This is a genomic window from Tritonibacter scottomollicae (assembly GCF_032924845.1).
Taxonomy (GTDB): domain Bacteria; phylum Pseudomonadota; class Alphaproteobacteria; order Rhodobacterales; family Rhodobacteraceae; genus Epibacterium; species Epibacterium scottomollicae.
Map to the genome: position 1 here is coordinate 2,600,356 of NZ_CP136704.1, position 17,966 is coordinate 2,618,321.

Here is a 17,966-nt window from a genome sequence, read left to right on the forward strand (position 1 = left end):
GCTTCAGCGCGGCGGGCGGGACGATGTAATGGGGCGAAGGCCGGGCCTCAGCCCCCCTTGTTCTGTTCGATGCGAGACACCAGCGTCGCAGGGACGCGGGACTGGTCGAGCTGTGCCAGCATGCGGGTTTTCACCTCGCGGGGCATGCGGCCATTGTCGGTCACCATGGCTTTCAGGCGGGCGCGGCGTTCCTCGGTCAACTCGATCAGGGTCGGCTCGGCGATTGCGGCATTGTCGGCACCCTGGGACAGTGGCCGCACCTTGATGCCCGCGCCCAAGAGCGGCGTGCGCCCGGTCACCACCTGCCTGCCCGCAAGACCCTCGCCCCGCACGAGGATATCATCCCCCTGACGGCGCACCAGCTCCACCTGCAGCTCTTCCAGCCGGTCATCCGGGCCAAGCGCCAGCACCGTCCGGCGTGAATCCATCGCAGAGGCGGGCAGACGTGCAAGACCGGGAATGGCCGGTTCGCGCACGGTGACGGTAACAAAATCGCCGGGTTTGAAACCAGCGGCCTTGTCCATCCGGGCATAGATCAACCGCCCGGACTGACCATCCCCGACGGCCCCGCTGGCGCGCGCCAGCGTGCCTTCTGCACTGATCCCCGCACCTGCCGCGTCCAGCGTTACCGTGACCTCCGCCGGGATCAGACCGCCCGCGTCATCCAGCAGCCGCGCGTATTGGGTGGTGGAGACGCGAAAGGCGACCTCCAGCCGGTCCGGATCCACCAGCTGTGCCAGGATCTCGTTGGCGGAAACCAGACGGCCCTCCACCAGCGTCACAGATTGCAGAGTTCCGGTGAAGGGCGCGGTGACGGTGGTGTCCTCGAAATCGCGCTGCGCCTCGTCGAGCGCAATCTGTGCGCGTGCCACCAACGTCTGGGCCTGATCCACCCGCGCCTCGGCCTGGCTGACGGCTTGGCGGCGGGTCAACACGGATTGGCGGGCCTGCGTGGCGGTCAGCTCCGCCGCCTCCACCAGCGCTTCGGTCCCGACGCCACGGGTTTTCAGGTCTACCTGACGCTGATAGGCGCGCTGCTGAAGTTCCGCCTGCATCTGGGCTGTTTCCAGTTCGTCCATCGCAAGGCCCAGGGCCCGCCCGGCATCTCGGCTTTCGGCCTGTGCATCCATTCGGTCCGCCTCGGCCCGCTCCAGCGCAGCACGGGCATCCGCCTTGTCGATCTCCACCAGAATATCGCCTGCGGACACTCTGCCGCCGTCTTGGAACCCATCCGCCAGCCCGATCACCCGACCGGACACGGCCGACCGCAGCTCCAGCGTGCGGCGGCTTTCGACACGGCCAAACCCCACCAACTCTGGACGTTCTGATCCCAATGTCGCAGTGACCACATTGACCGCAAAAACACGCTCGCGCGCGGGCGGTGCACGGCGTTCCTCGGACAGGCTCTGCTGCACGGCGGATGTGATCATCTGCACCGCGAACAGCGCCAGCGCTGCCGCCAGTCCGAGCAGGAACAATCCCATCACGCTATGTCGCAGAAATCGCATAGAAAATCCTCTTCCGTTCGCCTTGGCCTGAGGTCACGGAGCCACATGCGACCATAGCACGGTTTGTCTATACTACGTCTTTATACGTGCCACCGGATCACTTCCGTCGCAAATGTTCGTCAAGCCTGGGCATTATTTCGACGAAATTACAGGGACGGTGACGGAAATCGAGCTGTTTGAGCAGGATCTCGTCCCAGGCGTCCTTGCAGGCGCCGGGGCTGCCGGGCAATGCAAAGAGATAGGTGCCCTGTGAGACGCCCCCCGTGGCACGGCTTTGCACCGCCGAGGTGCCGATTTTCTGCATCGACACGATGGTGAACACGGTGCCAAAGGCATCGATTTCCTTCTCATAGACATCACGGTGCGCCTCCACGGTCACATCGCGCCCTGTCAGCCCGGTGCCGCCGGTGGATATCACCACATCAATCTGCGGGTCAGCACACCAAGCGCGCAGCTGGCCTGCGATCTCGTCCCGCTCGTCCGGCAGGATCTTGCGATCTGCAAGGCTGTGACCCGCCGCCTGCAGCCGGTCCACCAACACCTGACCGGAGCGATCCTCGTCAAGACTGCGGCTGTCGGAAACGGTGAGAATGGCAATACGGACCGGGATGAAGTCCTTGCTGTCGTCGATACGGGACATGGCTGTCAGGCCCTTTCCAAGAACGCGAGCCTCAGGGCGAGGCCTGCAAATATGCCGCCGGTGATGCGGCTCATCCAGCGCGCGGCAGCGCCACCGCCAGCAAACAGGCTGCGGGCGCGGCCGGCAAAGACACCCACGCCGCCGTTGATCAGCACGCCGCCCAATCCGATGATGGCCCCGAAGATCAGAAACTGCCCCAGAACCGATCCGGCCTCGGGGTGGATGAATTGCGGCACGAAGGCCAGCACAAACAGGATCACCTTCGGATTGGTGAGGCTGACCATCAACCCGGCGCGGAATGCACGTCTGGCTGGCACCGCCTGCCCCGGGGCCTCGGGTCCACCCGGATGCATGATCGCACCCCACGCCAGATAAAGAAGATAGGCCACACCGACCCAGCGGATGATGTCGAACAACCCCGGTTGCGTCGCGACCACGGCAGCCACCCCAAGACCCGCCAGCGCCACATGCACCATGCCGCCCGCCGCCACGCCGAGACTGGCGGCCACGGCCGGGCGCGGGCCGGATTTCAACCCCTGACCCAGGCAGAACATCATGTCCGCTCCGGGGGTAATATTGAGCGCGAGGGCAGCCGGGACGAAGGCCACCAGCGTCGACAGCGCGATCATGGCGCAACCTCGAACCAGTTCGGCGTCGGGCCGAGGTTGGCGCATTGCGTGGCACCGATCTGGCCGCGATACCCCCAGCAGTCATGCACATGGCCATAGACGGCCAGCTTGGGCTGCAGAGTCTCGATGGCGGCGCGAATGCTGTCGGACCCGATCGACAACCCCGCAGAGGTGGTATCGCCCGCCCCTTTGGGCGGCGAGTGGGTCACCAACAGGTCGATCTCGCCCGCCTGCGCCAGTTCGCGCGCCGCCGCCCGGTCCGACAGATCAAAGGACCAGTCGCCAAAGGGCGTTTCCGGAATACCGCCACCAAGGCCAAAGATCCGCAGCCCCTCCACCTCGGCGCCCTGCCCGTGCAGAACGGTCATCGAGGCCAGCGCACAGCCGCGCAGCTCCTCGGCGCTTTCGGCATTGCCGGGCACCACCACCATCGGTGCGGCGATGCCGGCCAGCATCTCCATCGCACGTGGTAACCCCTGCCGCGTGTTGCAAAAATCCCCGGCGCCAATCACCAGATCAGCCTCGACACTGGCCGAGACCAGATCGGCGGCCAGCTCCTCGACCAGATGCAGGTCGGAAAACGCGAGGATTTTCATGGGCGTGGGTCCTTTTCTAGGGATCGGGCCGCAAGGATCAGTTCAGACTGTTGAGACGGGCGCGCAACTCCAGCAGATCCGCCCAGGCCTGCCGCTTTGCCGGTGCTTGCCGCAGCAGGTAGGCGGGGTGGAACATCGGCAACACCGGCTTGCCCCATGCCTCAGCCCAAGTGCCGCGCAGGCGGGTGATACCGCGTTTGCCCAGCACTGCCTGACAGGAGATATTGCCCATCAAAACAAGCACATCCGGCTGCGCCAGCGCCACGTGACGCTCGACGAAGGGCACCAGCATGGCGATTTCCGCTGGCAGCGGGTCGCGGTTCTGCGGCGGCCGCCAAGGCAGCACATTGGTGATATAGACGTTCTTGTCACGGCTGAGGTCGATGGCCGTCAGCATCTTGTCCAAAAGCTGCCCGGCACGGCCCACGAAGGGCTTGCCCTCCAGATCCTCGTCCCGCCCCGGCGCCTCGCCGATGATCATCACCCGCGCGCCTGCCTGACCGTCCGCAAACACCAGATTGCGCGCGCCGCGCTTCAGGTCGCAATGCTCGAATGCCTCCATCGCCGCGCGCAGGCTGGGCAGCGCATCTGCGGCGCGCGCGGCCTTGGTTGCCTCGGCAATCGGGTCGATTTTCTTTGGCCGCACCGGAGGGGGCGGCGCATCGCTGGCGCGCGCAGGCTTGGGTTTTTGATCCTGCAACCCGTAGCGATCAATGGGCGCGTCAAGCATGGCCTCGGTGGCGCCAAGCTCCACCTGCCAATCCAACAGCGCCTTGGCGCCCCAATAATCCAGCTCCGATTCCATCCGGCTACAGTAGCCCCCTGCGTCACAAAGGAAAACGCCCCTTTAACGCTTTCAGCTTCCTGCAAATATCCAAATCCCACCCTCCGCCACACTCCGCGCTGGTCGGCGAGCGCGCCCACCGCTTGCCCCAAAAGCGCCGCCCTCCTATAAGGGCCGAAACAGCGCGGAGTTCGCCCATGCAGCCCCCCTCTTTCGACCAGCCCCACCTCCTCGGGATAGAGCCGCTTCGCCCGCATGAGATCACCGCCATTCTGGATCTGGCCGATGATTACGTGACGCTGAACCGCCAGACGGAAAAGCACTCTGATGCGCTGGCGGGGCTTACCCAGGTCAATATGTTCTTCGAGAACTCCACCCGCACGCAGGCCAGTTTCGAGCTGGCGGGAAAACGTCTTGGCGCCGATGTGATGAACATGGCGATGCAGGCCTCCTCGATCAAAAAGGGCGAAACGCTGATCGATACGGCGATGACGCTGAATGCGATGCACCCGGATCTGCTGGTGGTGCGCCATCCGCATTCCGGCGCAGTGGATCTGTTGGCGCAGAAGGTGAACTGCGCGGTGCTGAACGCCGGTGATGGCCGCCACGAGCACCCGACCCAGGCCCTGCTGGATGCGCTGACGATCCGGCGCGCCAAGGGGCGGCTGCACCGGCTCAATATCGCCATCTGCGGCGACATCGCGCACAGCCGCGTGGCGCGCTCGAACCTGATCCTGCTGGGCAAGATGGAGAACCGCATCCGCCTGATCGGCCCGCCGACGCTGGTACCGCAGCAATTTGCCGAATTCGGCGCGGAGATCTACGACGACATGCACGAAGGCCTGAAGGACGTCGATGTGGTCATGATGCTGCGCCTGCAAAAGGAACGGATGGACGGCGGCTTTATCCCGTCCGAACGCGAGTATTTCTACCGCTACGGCCTGGATGCCGACAAGCTGGCACAGGCGAAACCGGACGCCATCGTCATGCACCCCGGCCCGATGAATCGCGGTGTCGAGATCGACGGCACCATCGCCGACGACATCAAACGCTCCGTCATCCAGGAGCAGGTGGAAATGGGCGTCGCCGTACGCATGGCCGCGATGGACCTGCTGGCCCGCAACCTGCGCAGTGCCCGGCAGGCGGAGGCCTCCTGAGCGATGGTGGATGTGATCGAAATCCCGAAAGGCGCGCGCGATCAGGTGCTGGTCTTTGCCCTCGACATGCCCGCCGAGCAGGCCCGGTTCCTGCGCGAGGAAGACGGTGCGCTGGCGCAGGTGCTGGGCCTTGCGGAGCTCGACATGGAGCAGGCCGAAATCTTCCCGGTTGAGGATCTCGAAGGGCTGGGATTGCTGGGATATCTGCGCGAGGGGCTCGGCGTGCCCGAGGCGGATCTGTCCGAGCATGGCATGGCGCTTGACGGGATCACGGGCTGGGTGCTGGTGCTGCGCGCCCGCGCGTTTGATGGCGCGGAGACCCGGCTGACACCGGCCGACAGCCTGACACTGGTAGCGCGTCTTGGGGAATCCCGGACCGACTGGAGCGCGGGAACGTCGCTGCGAAGTGACGCTGCCCAACCCAAGCTGCGCGTCGCCCCGCGCGAGGCCCGCAACCGGGCCCGGCGTATAGGCAGTACGCTTTTTGCAATCGTGATGGGACTGTTGCTTGCGCTGGTTCTTTTTCTTCTGCTTCGGTGAGGCGGAGATGACTGATACCAGCCCGGCCTCCTGCGGCCATGCCATCATATATCGCCGGTTATTTCTCTCAGACCTGATGCCGGCCACCCGGAGGCGTCTGGGCACTGGTGTCTCTCAGCTCCAGGCCCGCCTGATCGGTCGCCTTGCGACATTTGGGGGAGGCATTTGATGACGGCGCGCGATGGATGGGACGGCATTCTTGAGCCGGGCGAAACCGTTCCTTGGCAGGGACAGCCGGTGCCCGGTTTCACACTGGCCGCGCGCACCATCACGATGTTCGTCTTTGGATTGGTCTTCTCAGGTAGCGCCTGGTTCACGATCACGATCATGGTATCTATGGACAAGGTGCTTTTATGGATGCTCGGGCTGCCTTTCCTCGCTGCCGGGCTCAGTATGATTGCGGGCGCGACTGTTTGGCCGCCCTACCTGCAAAAATACACTTGGTACACGCTGACCCAGAAACGCGCCATGATCGCAACCGCGGTTCCGCTTTTGCACAGACGGCTGGACACGTACCCCATATCGACGGAAAACGAGATTGCGCTTGTCGATGGCGCTCTGCAAACAGTGTACTTCGCCACCGGGGTCGATAGACGCGATGGTCAAGAGGTATCGTTTAAAATCGGGTTTGAACGCATTTCCGAAGGCCATAAGGTCTACCGGCTTTTGTGCGATATTCAGGCGAAGGCTCAATACCCGCGACAACGGAGAAACCGATAGATGTCCACTCTCTTCATCAATGCGCGCCTGATCGATCCGGAGGCGGGGACAGATGATCTTGGCAGCCTTCTCACACGGCACGGCCAGATCGTTGCCCGGACCAACGGCGACGAGGGTGTGGAGACGATCCTCGCCGCCCATGGCCTCGCGGCGGCTGATGTGCAGGTGGTGGACTGCGGCGGCAAATGCCTTGCGCCGGGGATCGTCGACATTGGCGTCAAGGTTTGCGAGCCGGGCGAGCGGCACAAGGAAAGCTATAAGTCCGCAGGGCTTGCGGCAGCGGCGGGCGGCGTCACCACCATCGTGACCCGTCCCGACACCACCCCGTGCATCGACAGCCCCGAGACGCTGGAGTTCGTCACCCGCCGCGCTCAGGTCGACGCGCCAGTGAATGTGCTGCCGATGGCCGCGCTGACCAAGGGTCGCGACGGGCGCGAGATGACCGAGATCGGCCTGCTGATGGATGCAGGTGCCGTGGCCTTTACCGACTGCGATCATGTGGTGACCAGCACCAAGGTGTTCTCGCGCGCGCTGACCTATGCGCGCAGCCTCGGCGCGCTGGTCATGGCCCATCCGCAGGAGCCGGGCCTGTCCGCAGGCGCCGCCGCGACCTCCGGCAAGTTCGCCGCCCTCCGAGGGCTGCCCTCGGTGTCGCCGATGGCCGAACGCATGGGGCTGGACCGCGACATCGCATTGCTGGAGATGACCGGTGCCGCCTACCATGCCGACCAGATCACCACCGCCCGCGCCCTGCCCGCGCTGGAACGGGCCAAGGCCAACGGGCTCGACATCACCGCTGGCACCTCGATCCACCATCTGACCTTGAACGAGCTGGACGTGGCCGACTACCGCACCTTCTTCAAGGTGAAGCCGCCCTTGCGCTCCGAGGACGACCGCCTTGCAGTGGTGGAGGCGGTGCGGACCGGATTGGTCGACGTGATCTCCTCGATGCACACGCCGCAAGACGAAGAGAGCAAGCGTCTGCCGTTTGAAGAAGCCGCCGCAGGTGCGGTGGCGCTGGAAACGCTGCTGCCCGCGGCCCTGCGGCTCTATCATGCGGAGCTTTTGGACCTGCCAACCCTGTTCCGCGCCATGTCGCTGAACCCGGCCAAGCGGCTTGGCCTTGCCTCCGGGCGTCTGAGCGACGGCGCGCCCGCGGATCTGGTGTTGTTTGACCCGGACGCGCCGCTGGTGCTGGACCGGTTCAAGTTGCAGTCGAAATCCAAGAACACGCCCTTTGACACCCAGCGTCTGCAAGGTCGGGTGCTGGCGACCTATGTTGCGGGTGAACCCGTCTACCGAAAGGACAACTGATGCTGCCCGTGATCGAGACCGCCCTGCCGCTCCTGCTCCTATGGGGCGCACTCGGCTATCTTCTCGGCTCCATCCCCTTTGGCATGGTGGTCACCAAGACCTTTGGTCTTGGCAATCTGCGCGAGATCGGATCGGGCAATATTGGCACCACCAATGTGCTGCGCACCGGCAGCAAGGCAGCGGCGGCGGCGACGCTGATCCTTGATGGCGGCAAGGGCGCCGTGGCAGTCCTGCTGGCGCGCGCGCTGGCCGGAGATCTGGCGGGCGAGGATGCGGCACAGCTGGCCGGGCTTCTGGCCTTTGTTGGCCATTGCTTTCCGGTCTGGCTGGGGTTCAAAGGCGGCAAGGGGGTGGCGACCTTCCTCGGGCTGATGCTGGCGCTCGCCTGGCCCGTCGGCATCGCCTGCTGTCTGACATGGCTGGCCATGGCGCTGCTGCGCCGGATGTCCTCGCTGGCCGCGCTGACAGCGGCGGTGAGCGCTCCGCTGTGGTGTCTGTTGCTCGGCTACCAGCCTGTCATATTTCTCGCCGTTGCTCTCGCGGCAGTGATCCTGTGGCGCCACAAGGACAATATCGCACGGCTGCGCGCTGGCACCGAGCCAAAGATCGGTCAGAAGTAGCGCGACCCGAATCCCGAACAACCTGTTGAATTCAAACGCCCCGCCCCATCCGGCGGGGCGTTTCACATTTGGCTCACGGGATCGTTTCACCGCACCTGCGCAGGGGTATTCCGCGTTTCTGCACAGACAAAAGGAGTTGTTTTGCATGTGATGCGCGGCCTCCCCAGATCAGCATCGTGGCGGCACTCACCCACCACACCAAGTCCGGATTTCGAACATCTGTTCATAGTCCCCCTCCACACCGGGTGCATTTTCGCCCGGGCTGATTGAAAGGTTCAAACCGATGACCAAGACCACTTCTTTCCTGGGCGGCATCGCCCTCTCCGTTGCCCTGGCAACGTCCGCACTGGCAGCAGGTGTCGAGATCAACGCCTCCTCCACCGGCCTCGCGATGCAGGGCTACGACCCGGTGGCCTATTTCACCGAAGGCGAGGCAAACAAGGGCAGCTACAAGCTGACCACCACTCATGACGAGGCCACCTATTGGTTCGCGTCCGAAGAGAACAAGGCGCTGTTCGAGGCCAACCCGGAAGCTTATGTCCCGGCCTATGGCGGCTATTGCGCCTTTGGTGCCGCGATGGGCTTCAAGTTCGATGGCGACCCGAACCAGTGGAAGATCGTCGATGACGTGCTGTATCTGAACCTGTCCAAGGACATTCAGGAACGCTGGGTCACCGACATCCCGGGCTACATTGAGAAGGCCGATGTGAACTGGGACGAAATCGAAGGCGCCGAACCGGCCGAACTGCTGCAGTAATTGCTGCCCGCCACTCACGGCTCACAAATAAAAACCGGCGGCAGAGATTTCTGCCGCCGGTTTGTCGTTTAGATCTCAGGTGCCGCACCGCTCGGGATGCGACTTACTTTGCGGCCAGACGCTCGACCGCTTCGGCCGTGCGCTTGGTGTTGTTGTAGATCCCCAGCGCCAGATACAGCGAACCGCCGATCAGGATGACGTAGAGCGAGCCGCCGACCAGCACCAGAAGCGCCGGCAGAAGACCACCACCCATCGGCTCCAACAGGGCGAAAACCGCGCCCACCGCCACCGCGAGCAGCAGCAGCACAACAACAAGACCAACAAGTTTTTCAAATGCAGAGATAAAGAAATTGCCCATGACAGTACCTTTCGGAGCGTGTGAAGACGCGCGTTTAAGGCGCCGGTGAACAGCGGGCAAGCGCAGGCTGCGGGGAAAGATCCGCCGCGCGCATCAGGATCGCAATCTGCGCGCCAGCCACCCTCACGGCGCCCACACGCCTCGCGGGCGCCGCACTTCCCCAGCGCGCAGCAAAAAGGGGCGTCTCAGCGGCGCCCCCTTCTCGGTCTGACTGCGCGGTCCGGCTGACGCGGTCCCTCAGTAGCTGTAGTCGGCGTAGATGCGGCTCAGATCGCCGTTCCAGTCACCGTTGTAACGCTCGAGCAGCTCGTCTGCCGGAACCTTGCCGCTCTCGACACTTTCCTTCAGCGCATTGAGGAAATGGGTCTCGTCCGGCACCAGTCCACCGGCCCCCTGACGGGCCCGCGCCTTGAGGCCGCCCTCGGCGATGGCGAGCACCTCCCGGGCCAGGTCGTGCATTTTCACATCGCCGACCTCGGCCTGCAGCCCGCCGATGGCGGCCTGCACGCGGAGCGCCTCGCGGGTTTCCGCATCCCAGCCCTTGACCAGATCCCAGGCCGCATCCAGTGCGCTCTGGTCATACATCAGACCGACCCAGAACGCCGGCAACGCACAGAGCCTGCGCCAGGGGCCACCATCGGCGCCGCGCATCTCCATGTATTTCTTGATCCGTGCCTCCGGAAAGGCGGTGGTCAGGTGATCGGCCCAATCGCTCAGCGTCGGCGTTTCACCCGGCAGTGCCGGCAGCTGGCCTTTCAGGAAGTCACGGAAGGACTGGCCCAGCGCGTCGATGTATTTGCCGTCGCGATAGACAAAATACATCGGCACATCGAGGGCATAGTCGGCGTAGCGCTCGAACCCCATGCCGTCCTCAAAGACAAACGGCAGCATGCCGGTGCGGGCATCATCCAGATGCCGCCAGATGTGGCTGCGCCAGGATTTCATGCCGTTGGGCTTGCCCTCGAAGAAAGGCGAATTGGCAAAGAGCGCCGTGGCCACCGGCTGTAGCGCAAGCGCCACGCGCAGTTTCTGCACCATGTCCGCCTCGGAGGCGAAATCGAGGTTCACCTGCACCGTGCAGGTGCGGCGCATCATCGACCGCCCCATGGTGCCGACGCGCTCCATGTAGTCGTTCATCAGCTTGTAGCGCCCCTTGGGCATCAGCGGCATTTCGTCATGCTGCCAGATCGGAGCCGCGCCCAGACCGATGAAGCCGACACCGATCTCATCGGCGATGTCCTTCACCTCGCGCAGGTGAGTGTTCACCTCGTCACAGGTCTCGTGAATGGTCTCCAGCGGTGCGCCCGACAGTTCAAGCGCGCCACCCGGCTCCAGGCTGACATTGCCCATACCCTTGGTCAGGCCAATCAGCTTGTCGCCCTCGGTGACCGGATCCCAGCCATGACGGTCGCGCAGGCCTTCCAGAACGGCCTGGATGGAGCGTTTCCCCGCATAAGGCAGCGGCGCCAGCGTGTCCTTGCAGTAGCCGAATTTCTCGTGCTCGGTGCCGATGCGCCAGTCATCGCTGGGCTTGCAGCCAGCTTCCATATATTCCGCCAGCTGCGCATGGCTTTCGATCGGTCCGCCGCCGGACTGGGGAATGGACATGGGTAGGCCCCCTTCGTAGGTCGCCGCCAAAGGCAGGCGTGGCATTTCTGACAAAGGGCCCGAAGCCCGAGGTTAAACTGGTGCTGCGAAACGCGCCCGGTGTCAATGCAGGCGGTGCAGGCTGCGCGGCTCCGGTGATCTCTGCCATATCACGACCTGGTGAGGACCTTTGTGATGTAGTTCACTCAGCATGCGTTCTGTTTTCAACCCCGGCAGGCTGGCAAAGACATCAAACAGCGCCTCCGCTCCGGTCGCCGTGACCGGGATTGCCAGCGGCGGCTGACCGGGCTGCTCCAGCACCCAGTGCGAGGGCCGTGCGGTATGATCGAGCCGTAGCGTTTCGATCTCTGAACGGGCGACCGCACCGCCAGTAAGAGGCCCGAAATAGCTGATTTGGCCTTCGGTGACCTGCACCACCCCCGGCCCACCTGAGCCGAGCCGGAAGCGCATCCTCTGCGCACCGACCACGCCGAGAATCACCGCTAGCGCGACACAGGCCCAGCCGGTCATCTGGATAAAACCAACCCCACCAAGCGCCCAGCGCAGCCCCAGCGCCAACAGAGCCAAAGCTCCCAGAAGTTCTCGCCAGCGCCACAATGCAGCGCGCGCCTCCGGTCGGATAAAATTCATGTGCGTCCCTCCACAGAGGCTGCGCGTATCTGCGCAGGCTTGGAAAACAGAACCAATGCAAATGTCCCTGCCGGGCAGAAGCCAACGGCGGTATAGGCACGCGCGGCGGCTGCGCTGGCGGCAAAGAGCACCGCTTGCCTCGCGCCGCGAGCGCGCACCTGCGCCATATGCCGACCGACGACGCGGCGCGCGTAGCCTTTTCCGCGCAACGCAGGCGGCGTGTAGACCCCGCCCACCTGCACCGCCTCGTCAAACGCGGTGTTGTAACCACTCATTGCCACCGGCTGCCCCTCTGCCAGCAACACCCGGTGGCTGTCATTGGCAATGAAGGTCGCGATATCTTTCGCGGCCTTTTTGCGGGCGGCCTCCGGTGCCATGTTCAGCGCCTCGATCTCATAGGCAGTGCGCCACTCCTCGACCAGGGCGCGCGGCGCATCTCCCAGAGGGATGATGTCCTCGCCGGCGCGGACCTCGACTTGCAGATCCGCCATGTCGAGCACAAAGCCCGGATCATCGCTGTCCAGCTGGCGTGGATGATCCTGCAGGCCATTGGCGGCCAGAAAACCCCGCACCTGCGCGGCATTGCCCAGCACCGCCGTCACGTCGCGCCCGCACAATAGCTGGCCCGCAGCATGCCAGTCTTCTGGCGTAGAGCCCGGCGCCATCATCAGGACCGAGCCTGCGTTGGTGATGCCAAACACCCCGTCCCGCCCCTCCCGCGCCCAGAGGGTCAGCCCATTGGGATGGCTCGACGTAAACCCGTGGGTACGCAGGTTGCCGATCAGGAACATCGACCCTTCGATATGGGCAAACAGCAGTGCCTCGATCCAACCGAGGTCAGAAGGCTCTGCGGCGCGCCACATCTTACCAGTCTCCGAGTTTCTGTTGCCACAGGGTCATCGCGGCCACTGCGGCGGTATCCGCCCGCAGGATGCGCGGGCCGAGACTGACCACATGCGATTGTGCCATTCCGTGCAGGCGCTTGCGTTCGGCGGGCGAGAACCCGCCCTCCGGCCCGATGAGAATCGCCCAGGCCTGACCTTCGCCCTGTGTCACATCCAGAAACAACTGCTGCCCCACCTCGGCCTCGTCACAGAACATCAGCTGACGTTCGGCGGGCCAGTGATCCAGCAGGCCGGAGAGCTTCTGCAGATCCGCGACCTCTGGTACATAGGTGCCGCCGCATTGCTCTGCGGCCTCCACCGCGTGGGCCTGCAGGCGGTCTTGGCGGATTCGTTCGGAATTGGTGAACTCTGTCCCCACCGGCAAGATTCGCGCAGCCCCCATCTCGGCGGCCTTCTCGACGATGAAATCCGTGCGTGCCTTCTTGATCGGCGCAAAGATCAGCCAGAGGTCGGGCGGCACCTGCAAGGGTTTGGACTGTTCCACACAGCTCAACACGCCGCTGCGCTTGCTCGCCTCGGCCACCTCGGCCTGCCATTCCCCGTCGCGCCCGTTGAACAGCGCCACCCGCGCGCCAACGGCCAGCCGCATCACCCCAAAGAGATAATGCGCCTGATCGCGGTCCAGAGGAACCGTTTGCCCTGCCCCCAAGGGGTGATCTACATACAGTCTGACTTTAGCATTCATGAGGTCCTACATATGCAAGGCCAGTCGCCAACACCAGATGGACGTGTCGCGGATGCGGTAAAAGACAATTGGGTCGACATCTATGCCCCAGCGTGGACCCGCCCCTATCTGCGCCTGAGCCGCGCCGACCGCCCTATCGGCACCTGGCTGTTGTTGCTGCCCTGTTTGTGGGGGCTGGCGCTGGCCATGATCGCAGGGCAGAATCCGCGCTGGGAGGATTTGTGGATCTTTGTCGGCTGCGGACTGGGTGCGTGGCTGATGCGCGGGGCGGGGTGTACATGGAATGACATCACCGACCGCGACATCGATGGCGGGGTGGAGCGCACGCGCTCTCGCCCCATTCCCTCCGGCCAGGTCTCCGTAAAGGGCGCTCTGACTTGGATGGCACTGCAGTGTCTGCTGGCCTTCGGCATACTTTTGACCTTCAATCAGGCTGCCATTGCCATGGGCATCCTCGCGCTGTTCCCGGTGGCGATTTACCCCTTTGCCAAGCGCTTTACCTGGTGGCCGCAGATCTTCCTTGGCCTGGCCTTCAACTGGGGCGCGATGCTGACTTGGGTTGCCCATAGTGGTCGCTTGGAGTGGCCTGCGGTGGTGCTGTATGTGGCGGGCATGGCGTGGACGCTGTTTTATGACACCATTTATGCCCATCAGGACACCGAGGACGACGCGTTGATCGGGGTAAAATCCACCGCGCGGCTGTTTGGGGAGCGCTCTCCGACCTGGCTGCGCCGCTTTATCGTGGCCACCGTCAGCCTGATGGGACTGGCAATCCTCATGGCGGTGCAGCCCGCAGGATCGGTTCTGGCGCTTGCTCTGGCACTTTGTGCCCCATGGGCGATGGGCTGGCACATGACGTGGCAGTTGCGCGCCTTTGATGCGGAAAACAACGACAGGTTGCTTTCCCTGTTTCGCCTCAACCGTGACACCGGCTTGATTCCGCTCATATTCCTTGGTCTGGCTCTGTTTGCCTGACTGCGCGCTGCCTTGTGATTGATCCCTCGCGGGTGCCCTTGTAAGACCGTTAACATCAAAACTGCCGGAATTCCTTACCTCATGCGCTTATCTTCGCTTCTGCTCTCTACCGCCGCTTTTGCCGGTGCAGCCGGTCTTAGTCTGGTGGTGGCGGGGTTTGCAGCGACCGCACTGGAGGACAATTCGGAAATCGTGGTCCGCCGCACCCTCGACGAGGCCGGACTGTCCTGGGCCGAAGTGGTCGCGGATGGGTTGCGGGTAGAGCTTTCAGGCGTGGCCCCGGACGAGGCCAAGCGATTTACTGCGATTTCGCGTGTGGGTGCAGTGGTCGACGCGACGCGGATCATCGACATGATGGAAATCACCCCATCGAAGGGCATCGCGCCGCCCCGGTTTTCGACCGAAATCCTGCGCAACGATGCAGGCATTTCAATCATCGGCCTGATCCCTGCCGCCAGCAATCACGCCACGCTGATCAAGCGCCTGAGCGCCATTCGCGGCACTCCGCAGGTCACCGATTTTGTCGAAACAGCCGACCATCCGATGCCCAAAGGCTGGGCCGACGCGATGGCCTATGCATTGAAGGCACTGGCGCTTTTGCCGCGGACCAAGATCTCGGTCGAGGCGGGCGCGGTGCGCATCACCGCCATTGCGGACAGCCCAGAGGCAAAGGAACAGCTGGAAACCGAGCTGAACCGGATGCTGCCCCCGAATGTGCATGTCACACTTGATATCGCCGCCCCGCGCCCGGTCATCTCTCCGTTCACCCTGCGCTATGTCCTCGGCCCGCAAGGGGGGCGTTTTGACGCCTGTTCGGCCGAGAGCGAAGACAGCCGTCGCCGTATTCTGAAAGCCGCAAAAGACGCCGAATTGCGGGTGGAGACAGAATGCACCATTGGCCTTGGCGTCCCGTCGGCCAGTTGGTCTCGTGCAGTTGAGGTCGGCCTTTCGGCACTCAAAGAGCTCGGTCAGGGCTCGATCACCTACTCCAACGGCGAGGTGACGCTGGTGGCCGCACAAGGCACGGCGCAAGCAAGGTTCGACCATGTGGTGGGCGAGCTGGAGAATGCATTGCCGCAGGTCTTCGTGCTGCACGCCGTGCTGCCGGAACCCGAGGAACAGACATCCGATGCCACCCCGGAGTTTTCCGCCACCCTCAGCCCCGAAGGACAGGTACAGCTGCGCGGGCGACTGAGCGATGATGCCCAGCGGCGCACCGTTGACAGCTACGCGAAGGCCCGGTTTGGCACCGGTGCCATCCATCTGGCCACCCGCAACGTGCCCGATTTGCCAGCTGCCTGGCCGATCCGCGTGCTGGCCGCACTGGATGCGCTGGCACAGCTGGAACGTGGCGCAGTCACCGTGACACCGGATCTGGTGACCGTGCGCGGCATGACCCATCTGGAAAACGCCAGCGCCGAGATTTCGCGCATGCTGTCGGCCAAGCTGGGCGAGGCCGAGGATTACGAGCTGGACATCACCTATGAGGCGCCTCCCGAGCCAGAAGACCGGTTGATGGCACCCGCCCTCTGCGAGGCCGAACTGGCCGCGATCCAGCGGGCGGACAAGATCGCATTCGAACCGGGCTCTGCCACCGTCGCCGCCGACAGCGCCCGCGTGATCGACAAGATCGCCAAGCTGTTGCAGCAATGTGGCGAAATCCCGTTGGAAATCCAGGGCCACACCGACAGTCAGGGCCGCGAGGAAATGAACCAGAACCTCAGCCAGGCACGGGCGCAATCGGTGCTGAACGCACTGCGCGCCCGGCGCATTCTGACCGGTAGCTTTGTCGCCAAGGGCTATGGCGAAGACACCCCTATCGCCACAAATGACACCGAAGAGGGCCGAGAGGCAAACCGCCGCATCGAGTTCCGCCTGATTGAAAGCGAACTGCCCGAGGCCAGCGGCGGCGACGCAGCCCCAGAGACAGACGATACGGCAGAGTCTGACGACGCCGAAGCCGATTCCACTGACGCCGGCACCAACGAGGAGACCGACGGATAATGAACAGAACAGAGTTCATCCTCACGACAGCCATCATCCTCTTTGTCGCCTTTGCGATGGGATGGTTTGCCAATTGGCTCATGCATCGCTTTACCCGTGTGCGGCAGAGCGACGTGGCCGATCTGGACCGCATGAGCCAGGAGCTGCACGAGGCGGAAGAGACCCGCGATCAGGCGATCACCTACCTGCAGCAGCGCGAAGCTGAACTGACCAACCAGCTGAGCCAGACCGAGGCCGAGCTGCGCGCCGCCATGGATGGGCTGCGCGAGGCGCGTCACGAGGCGGAAGAGCTGCGCAATCAGCTGCATGGCGCGGGCTGACCCGCGTGGTCGCTCTTCAGGACCCCGATGTGCTGCGGCAAGAGCTATCCGCCTGTGAGCGGGCAGTCTGGGACGCGCTGGTCCGGGGGGATGCCGATGCTGATGCCGCCCTGCTCTGCCATAGTTTTCTCGGGGTCTATTCGAGCGGGTTCGCAGATCGAGCCGACCACCGCGCACAACTACACCACGGCCCCACAGTAGAGGCCTACGACCTTACTGAGCTGCAGGCGCGGGCACTGGGGGCGGGCCACGGCCTGCTCAGCTATCGCGCGTCGTTTCAGCGAACTGGCCGCCAGAGCCCGGAGGTGATGTTCGTCAGCTCCATCTGGCAACGCCGGGGCGCGGGCTGGATCAACATTTTCAGCCAAGACACCCCCGCACTGCCCGAGACCCGCGATGGAATACAGCGCGCTTCCTCAGAGCCGACGCCGAACTAAGCTCAGCATCGGCGCGAATGTGCCATGATGATCGAGCCAGATTAGCTGCGCACCCATAGCTTTTGAAGCTGGCCTCGCCCCAGGCGAGAATTGCAGCCATTCCGCCCCCTCATTGAAGGACCGGAGCATTTGCACGCCCCTTCGGCACAGTCGGCCCCGCCGCGCCGCAGGCGCGGCGCCCGGCCCAACGGGCGCGGCTGCATTTTCAATGCAGTTGCAACGGGCGGGAGCCTCCCTCGTCGGGATCAGGAAGCGATATAAAACTTGGGATAGAAAGCGGCCGGGCGTCACGGCTCATAGCGCCTCTCCACTGGTCGGCCTGCAACGGCGTCTCACCAGCGACGGAGCGCGTCCTCATCGGCATCCTTTGCCGCAACCCAGTCGGCGCTGCCGTCCCGAAGGATTTCCTTCTTCCAGAACGGAGCGCGGGACTTCAGGTAGTCCATCAGATATTCCGCCGCATCAAAGGCGGCGACGCGGTGGCGCGCGGCGGTGGCGACCATCATGATCTGCGCGCCGGGCGCAAGCCGCCCGTAGCGGTGGATCACCAGCGCATCCGTCAGATCCCAGCGGCTGATCGCCTCTGTTGCGATCTGTTCCAGCGCCTTTTGCGTCATGCCGGGGTAATGCTCAATTTCCATACACGCCATGGCGCCGCTGTCGGCCTCTCGAACCACGCCAGTAAACGTCACAACGGCCCCGGCGCCCCCCGCCCCGCGGGCAAAGGTCTCGGCTTCTGCACCGAAATCGAAGGGCGCCTCCTGCACAGCGACCCGCAT

At 64.0% G+C, this 17,966-nt stretch carries 21 protein-coding genes; 10 read left to right on the forward strand and 11 right to left on the reverse strand.

Annotation, left to right across the window (positions count from 1 at the left end; genetic code table 11):
• Positions 1-47: 47 nt before the first annotated feature.
• From R1T40_RS12990 to R1T40_RS13010, 5 genes are all read right to left on the reverse strand, one after another.
• Entirely contained in the window at positions 48-1,508 is a 1,461-nt protein-coding gene (locus R1T40_RS12990) for an efflux RND transporter periplasmic adaptor subunit (RefSeq protein WP_317384420.1), read from the reverse strand.
• 97 nt (positions 1,509-1,605) lie between these two features.
• Positions 1,606-2,148, reverse strand: a complete 543-nt coding sequence (moaB, locus tag R1T40_RS12995; protein WP_317384421.1) for a molybdenum cofactor biosynthesis protein B — start codon at positions 2,146-2,148, stop codon at positions 1,606-1,608.
• A 5-nt stretch (positions 2,149-2,153) separates the two neighbouring features.
• Positions 2,154-2,777: a LysE family translocator gene (locus R1T40_RS13000; RefSeq protein WP_317384422.1), complete on the reverse strand. Its 624-nt coding sequence runs from the start codon at positions 2,775-2,777 to the stop codon at positions 2,154-2,156.
• Positions 2,774-3,373 (reverse strand): metallophosphoesterase family protein, encoded by a 600-nt coding sequence (locus tag R1T40_RS13005; protein WP_317384423.1) that lies wholly within the window; start codon positions 3,371-3,373, stop codon positions 2,774-2,776. The genes R1T40_RS13000 and R1T40_RS13005 overlap by 4 nt, the downstream gene beginning before the upstream one ends.
• 37 nt (positions 3,374-3,410) lie before the next feature.
• The gene (locus R1T40_RS13010) at positions 3,411-4,178 is read right to left on the reverse strand and encodes a uracil-DNA glycosylase (protein ID WP_317384424.1); all 768 of its coding nucleotides are present in this window, start codon (positions 4,176-4,178) and stop codon (positions 3,411-3,413) included.
• Positions 4,179-4,354: 176 nt separating this feature from the next.
• On the opposite strand from R1T40_RS13010, the gene R1T40_RS13015 reads away from it, so the two are divergent.
• From R1T40_RS13015 to R1T40_RS13040, 6 genes are all read left to right on the forward strand, one after another.
• Positions 4,355-5,314 (forward strand): aspartate carbamoyltransferase catalytic subunit, encoded by a 960-nt coding sequence (locus R1T40_RS13015; RefSeq protein WP_106161604.1) that lies wholly within the window; start codon positions 4,355-4,357, stop codon positions 5,312-5,314.
• Positions 5,315-5,317: 3 nt separating this feature from the next.
• Positions 5,318-5,854 (forward strand): hypothetical protein, encoded by a 537-nt coding sequence (locus tag R1T40_RS13020; protein ID WP_317384425.1) that lies wholly within the window; start codon positions 5,318-5,320, stop codon positions 5,852-5,854.
• Positions 5,855-6,022: 168 nt separating this feature from the next.
• Positions 6,023-6,574, forward strand: a complete 552-nt coding sequence (locus R1T40_RS13025) for an aspartate carbamoyltransferase catalytic subunit (protein WP_317384426.1) — start codon at positions 6,023-6,025, stop codon at positions 6,572-6,574.
• A complete protein-coding gene (pyrC, locus tag R1T40_RS13030; RefSeq protein ID WP_317384427.1) occupies positions 6,575-7,888 on the forward strand; it encodes a dihydroorotase in 1,314 nt (437 codons plus the stop codon).
• Positions 7,888-8,508, forward strand: a complete 621-nt coding sequence (plsY, locus tag R1T40_RS13035) for a glycerol-3-phosphate 1-O-acyltransferase PlsY (RefSeq protein ID WP_394804992.1) — start codon at positions 7,888-7,890, stop codon at positions 8,506-8,508. Before pyrC ends, plsY begins: the two co-directional genes overlap by 1 nt.
• 283 nt (positions 8,509-8,791) lie before the next feature.
• Positions 8,792-9,265, forward strand: a complete 474-nt coding sequence (locus R1T40_RS13040) for a YHS domain-containing (seleno)protein (protein ID WP_106161596.1) — start codon at positions 8,792-8,794, stop codon at positions 9,263-9,265.
• A 103-nt stretch (positions 9,266-9,368) separates the two neighbouring features.
• Here the strand turns inward: R1T40_RS13040 and R1T40_RS13045 are convergent, their stop codons facing one another.
• The 5 genes from R1T40_RS13045 to R1T40_RS13065 form a co-directional block, all read right to left on the reverse strand.
• Positions 9,369-9,623 (reverse strand): hypothetical protein, encoded by a 255-nt coding sequence (locus R1T40_RS13045; protein WP_106161594.1) that lies wholly within the window; start codon positions 9,621-9,623, stop codon positions 9,369-9,371.
• A 237-nt stretch (positions 9,624-9,860) separates the two neighbouring features.
• Positions 9,861-11,231 (reverse strand): glutamate--cysteine ligase, encoded by a 1,371-nt coding sequence (locus tag R1T40_RS13050; RefSeq protein ID WP_317384428.1) that lies wholly within the window; start codon positions 11,229-11,231, stop codon positions 9,861-9,863.
• Positions 11,232-11,333: 102 nt separating this feature from the next.
• Entirely contained in the window at positions 11,334-11,861 is a 528-nt protein-coding gene (locus R1T40_RS13055; RefSeq protein WP_106161590.1) for a hypothetical protein, read from the reverse strand.
• Complete coding sequence (locus R1T40_RS13060; RefSeq protein WP_317384429.1) at positions 11,858-12,724, reverse strand: GNAT family N-acetyltransferase; 867 nt, start codon at positions 12,722-12,724, stop codon at positions 11,858-11,860. Before R1T40_RS13060 ends, R1T40_RS13055 begins: the two co-directional genes overlap by 4 nt.
• Position 12,725: 1 nt before the next feature.
• The gene (locus R1T40_RS13065) at positions 12,726-13,451 is read right to left on the reverse strand and encodes a 16S rRNA (uracil(1498)-N(3))-methyltransferase (protein ID WP_317384430.1); all 726 of its coding nucleotides are present in this window, start codon (positions 13,449-13,451) and stop codon (positions 12,726-12,728) included.
• Between the two features lie 12 nt (positions 13,452-13,463).
• Between R1T40_RS13065 and ubiA the strand changes: the two genes are divergently transcribed.
• The 4 genes from ubiA to R1T40_RS13085 all read left to right on the forward strand — a co-directional run bounded on the left by ubiA (position 13,464) and on the right by R1T40_RS13085 (position 17,187).
• Positions 13,464-14,426 carry a 4-hydroxybenzoate octaprenyltransferase gene (gene ubiA, locus R1T40_RS13070; protein ID WP_317384431.1) on the forward strand — a complete coding sequence of 321 codons (963 nt, stop codon included), beginning with the start codon at positions 13,464-13,466 and terminating at the stop codon, positions 14,424-14,426.
• A gap of 81 nt (positions 14,427-14,507) precedes the next feature.
• Entirely contained in the window at positions 14,508-16,430 is a 1,923-nt protein-coding gene (locus R1T40_RS13075; protein WP_317384432.1) for an OmpA family protein, read from the forward strand.
• Complete coding sequence (locus R1T40_RS13080; RefSeq protein ID WP_106161581.1) at positions 16,430-16,750, forward strand: hypothetical protein; 321 nt, start codon at positions 16,430-16,432, stop codon at positions 16,748-16,750. The genes R1T40_RS13075 and R1T40_RS13080 overlap by 1 nt, the downstream gene beginning before the upstream one ends.
• A gap of 5 nt (positions 16,751-16,755) precedes the next feature.
• The gene (locus R1T40_RS13085; RefSeq protein WP_317384433.1) at positions 16,756-17,187 is read left to right on the forward strand and encodes a nuclear transport factor 2 family protein; all 432 of its coding nucleotides are present in this window, start codon (positions 16,756-16,758) and stop codon (positions 17,185-17,187) included.
• Between the two features lie 332 nt (positions 17,188-17,519).
• On the opposite strand, the gene R1T40_RS13090 is transcribed toward R1T40_RS13085, so the two are convergent.
• Positions 17,520-17,966 carry a molybdenum cofactor biosynthesis protein MoaE gene (locus R1T40_RS13090; protein WP_317384434.1) on the reverse strand — a complete coding sequence of 149 codons (447 nt, stop codon included), beginning with the start codon at positions 17,964-17,966 and terminating at the stop codon, positions 17,520-17,522.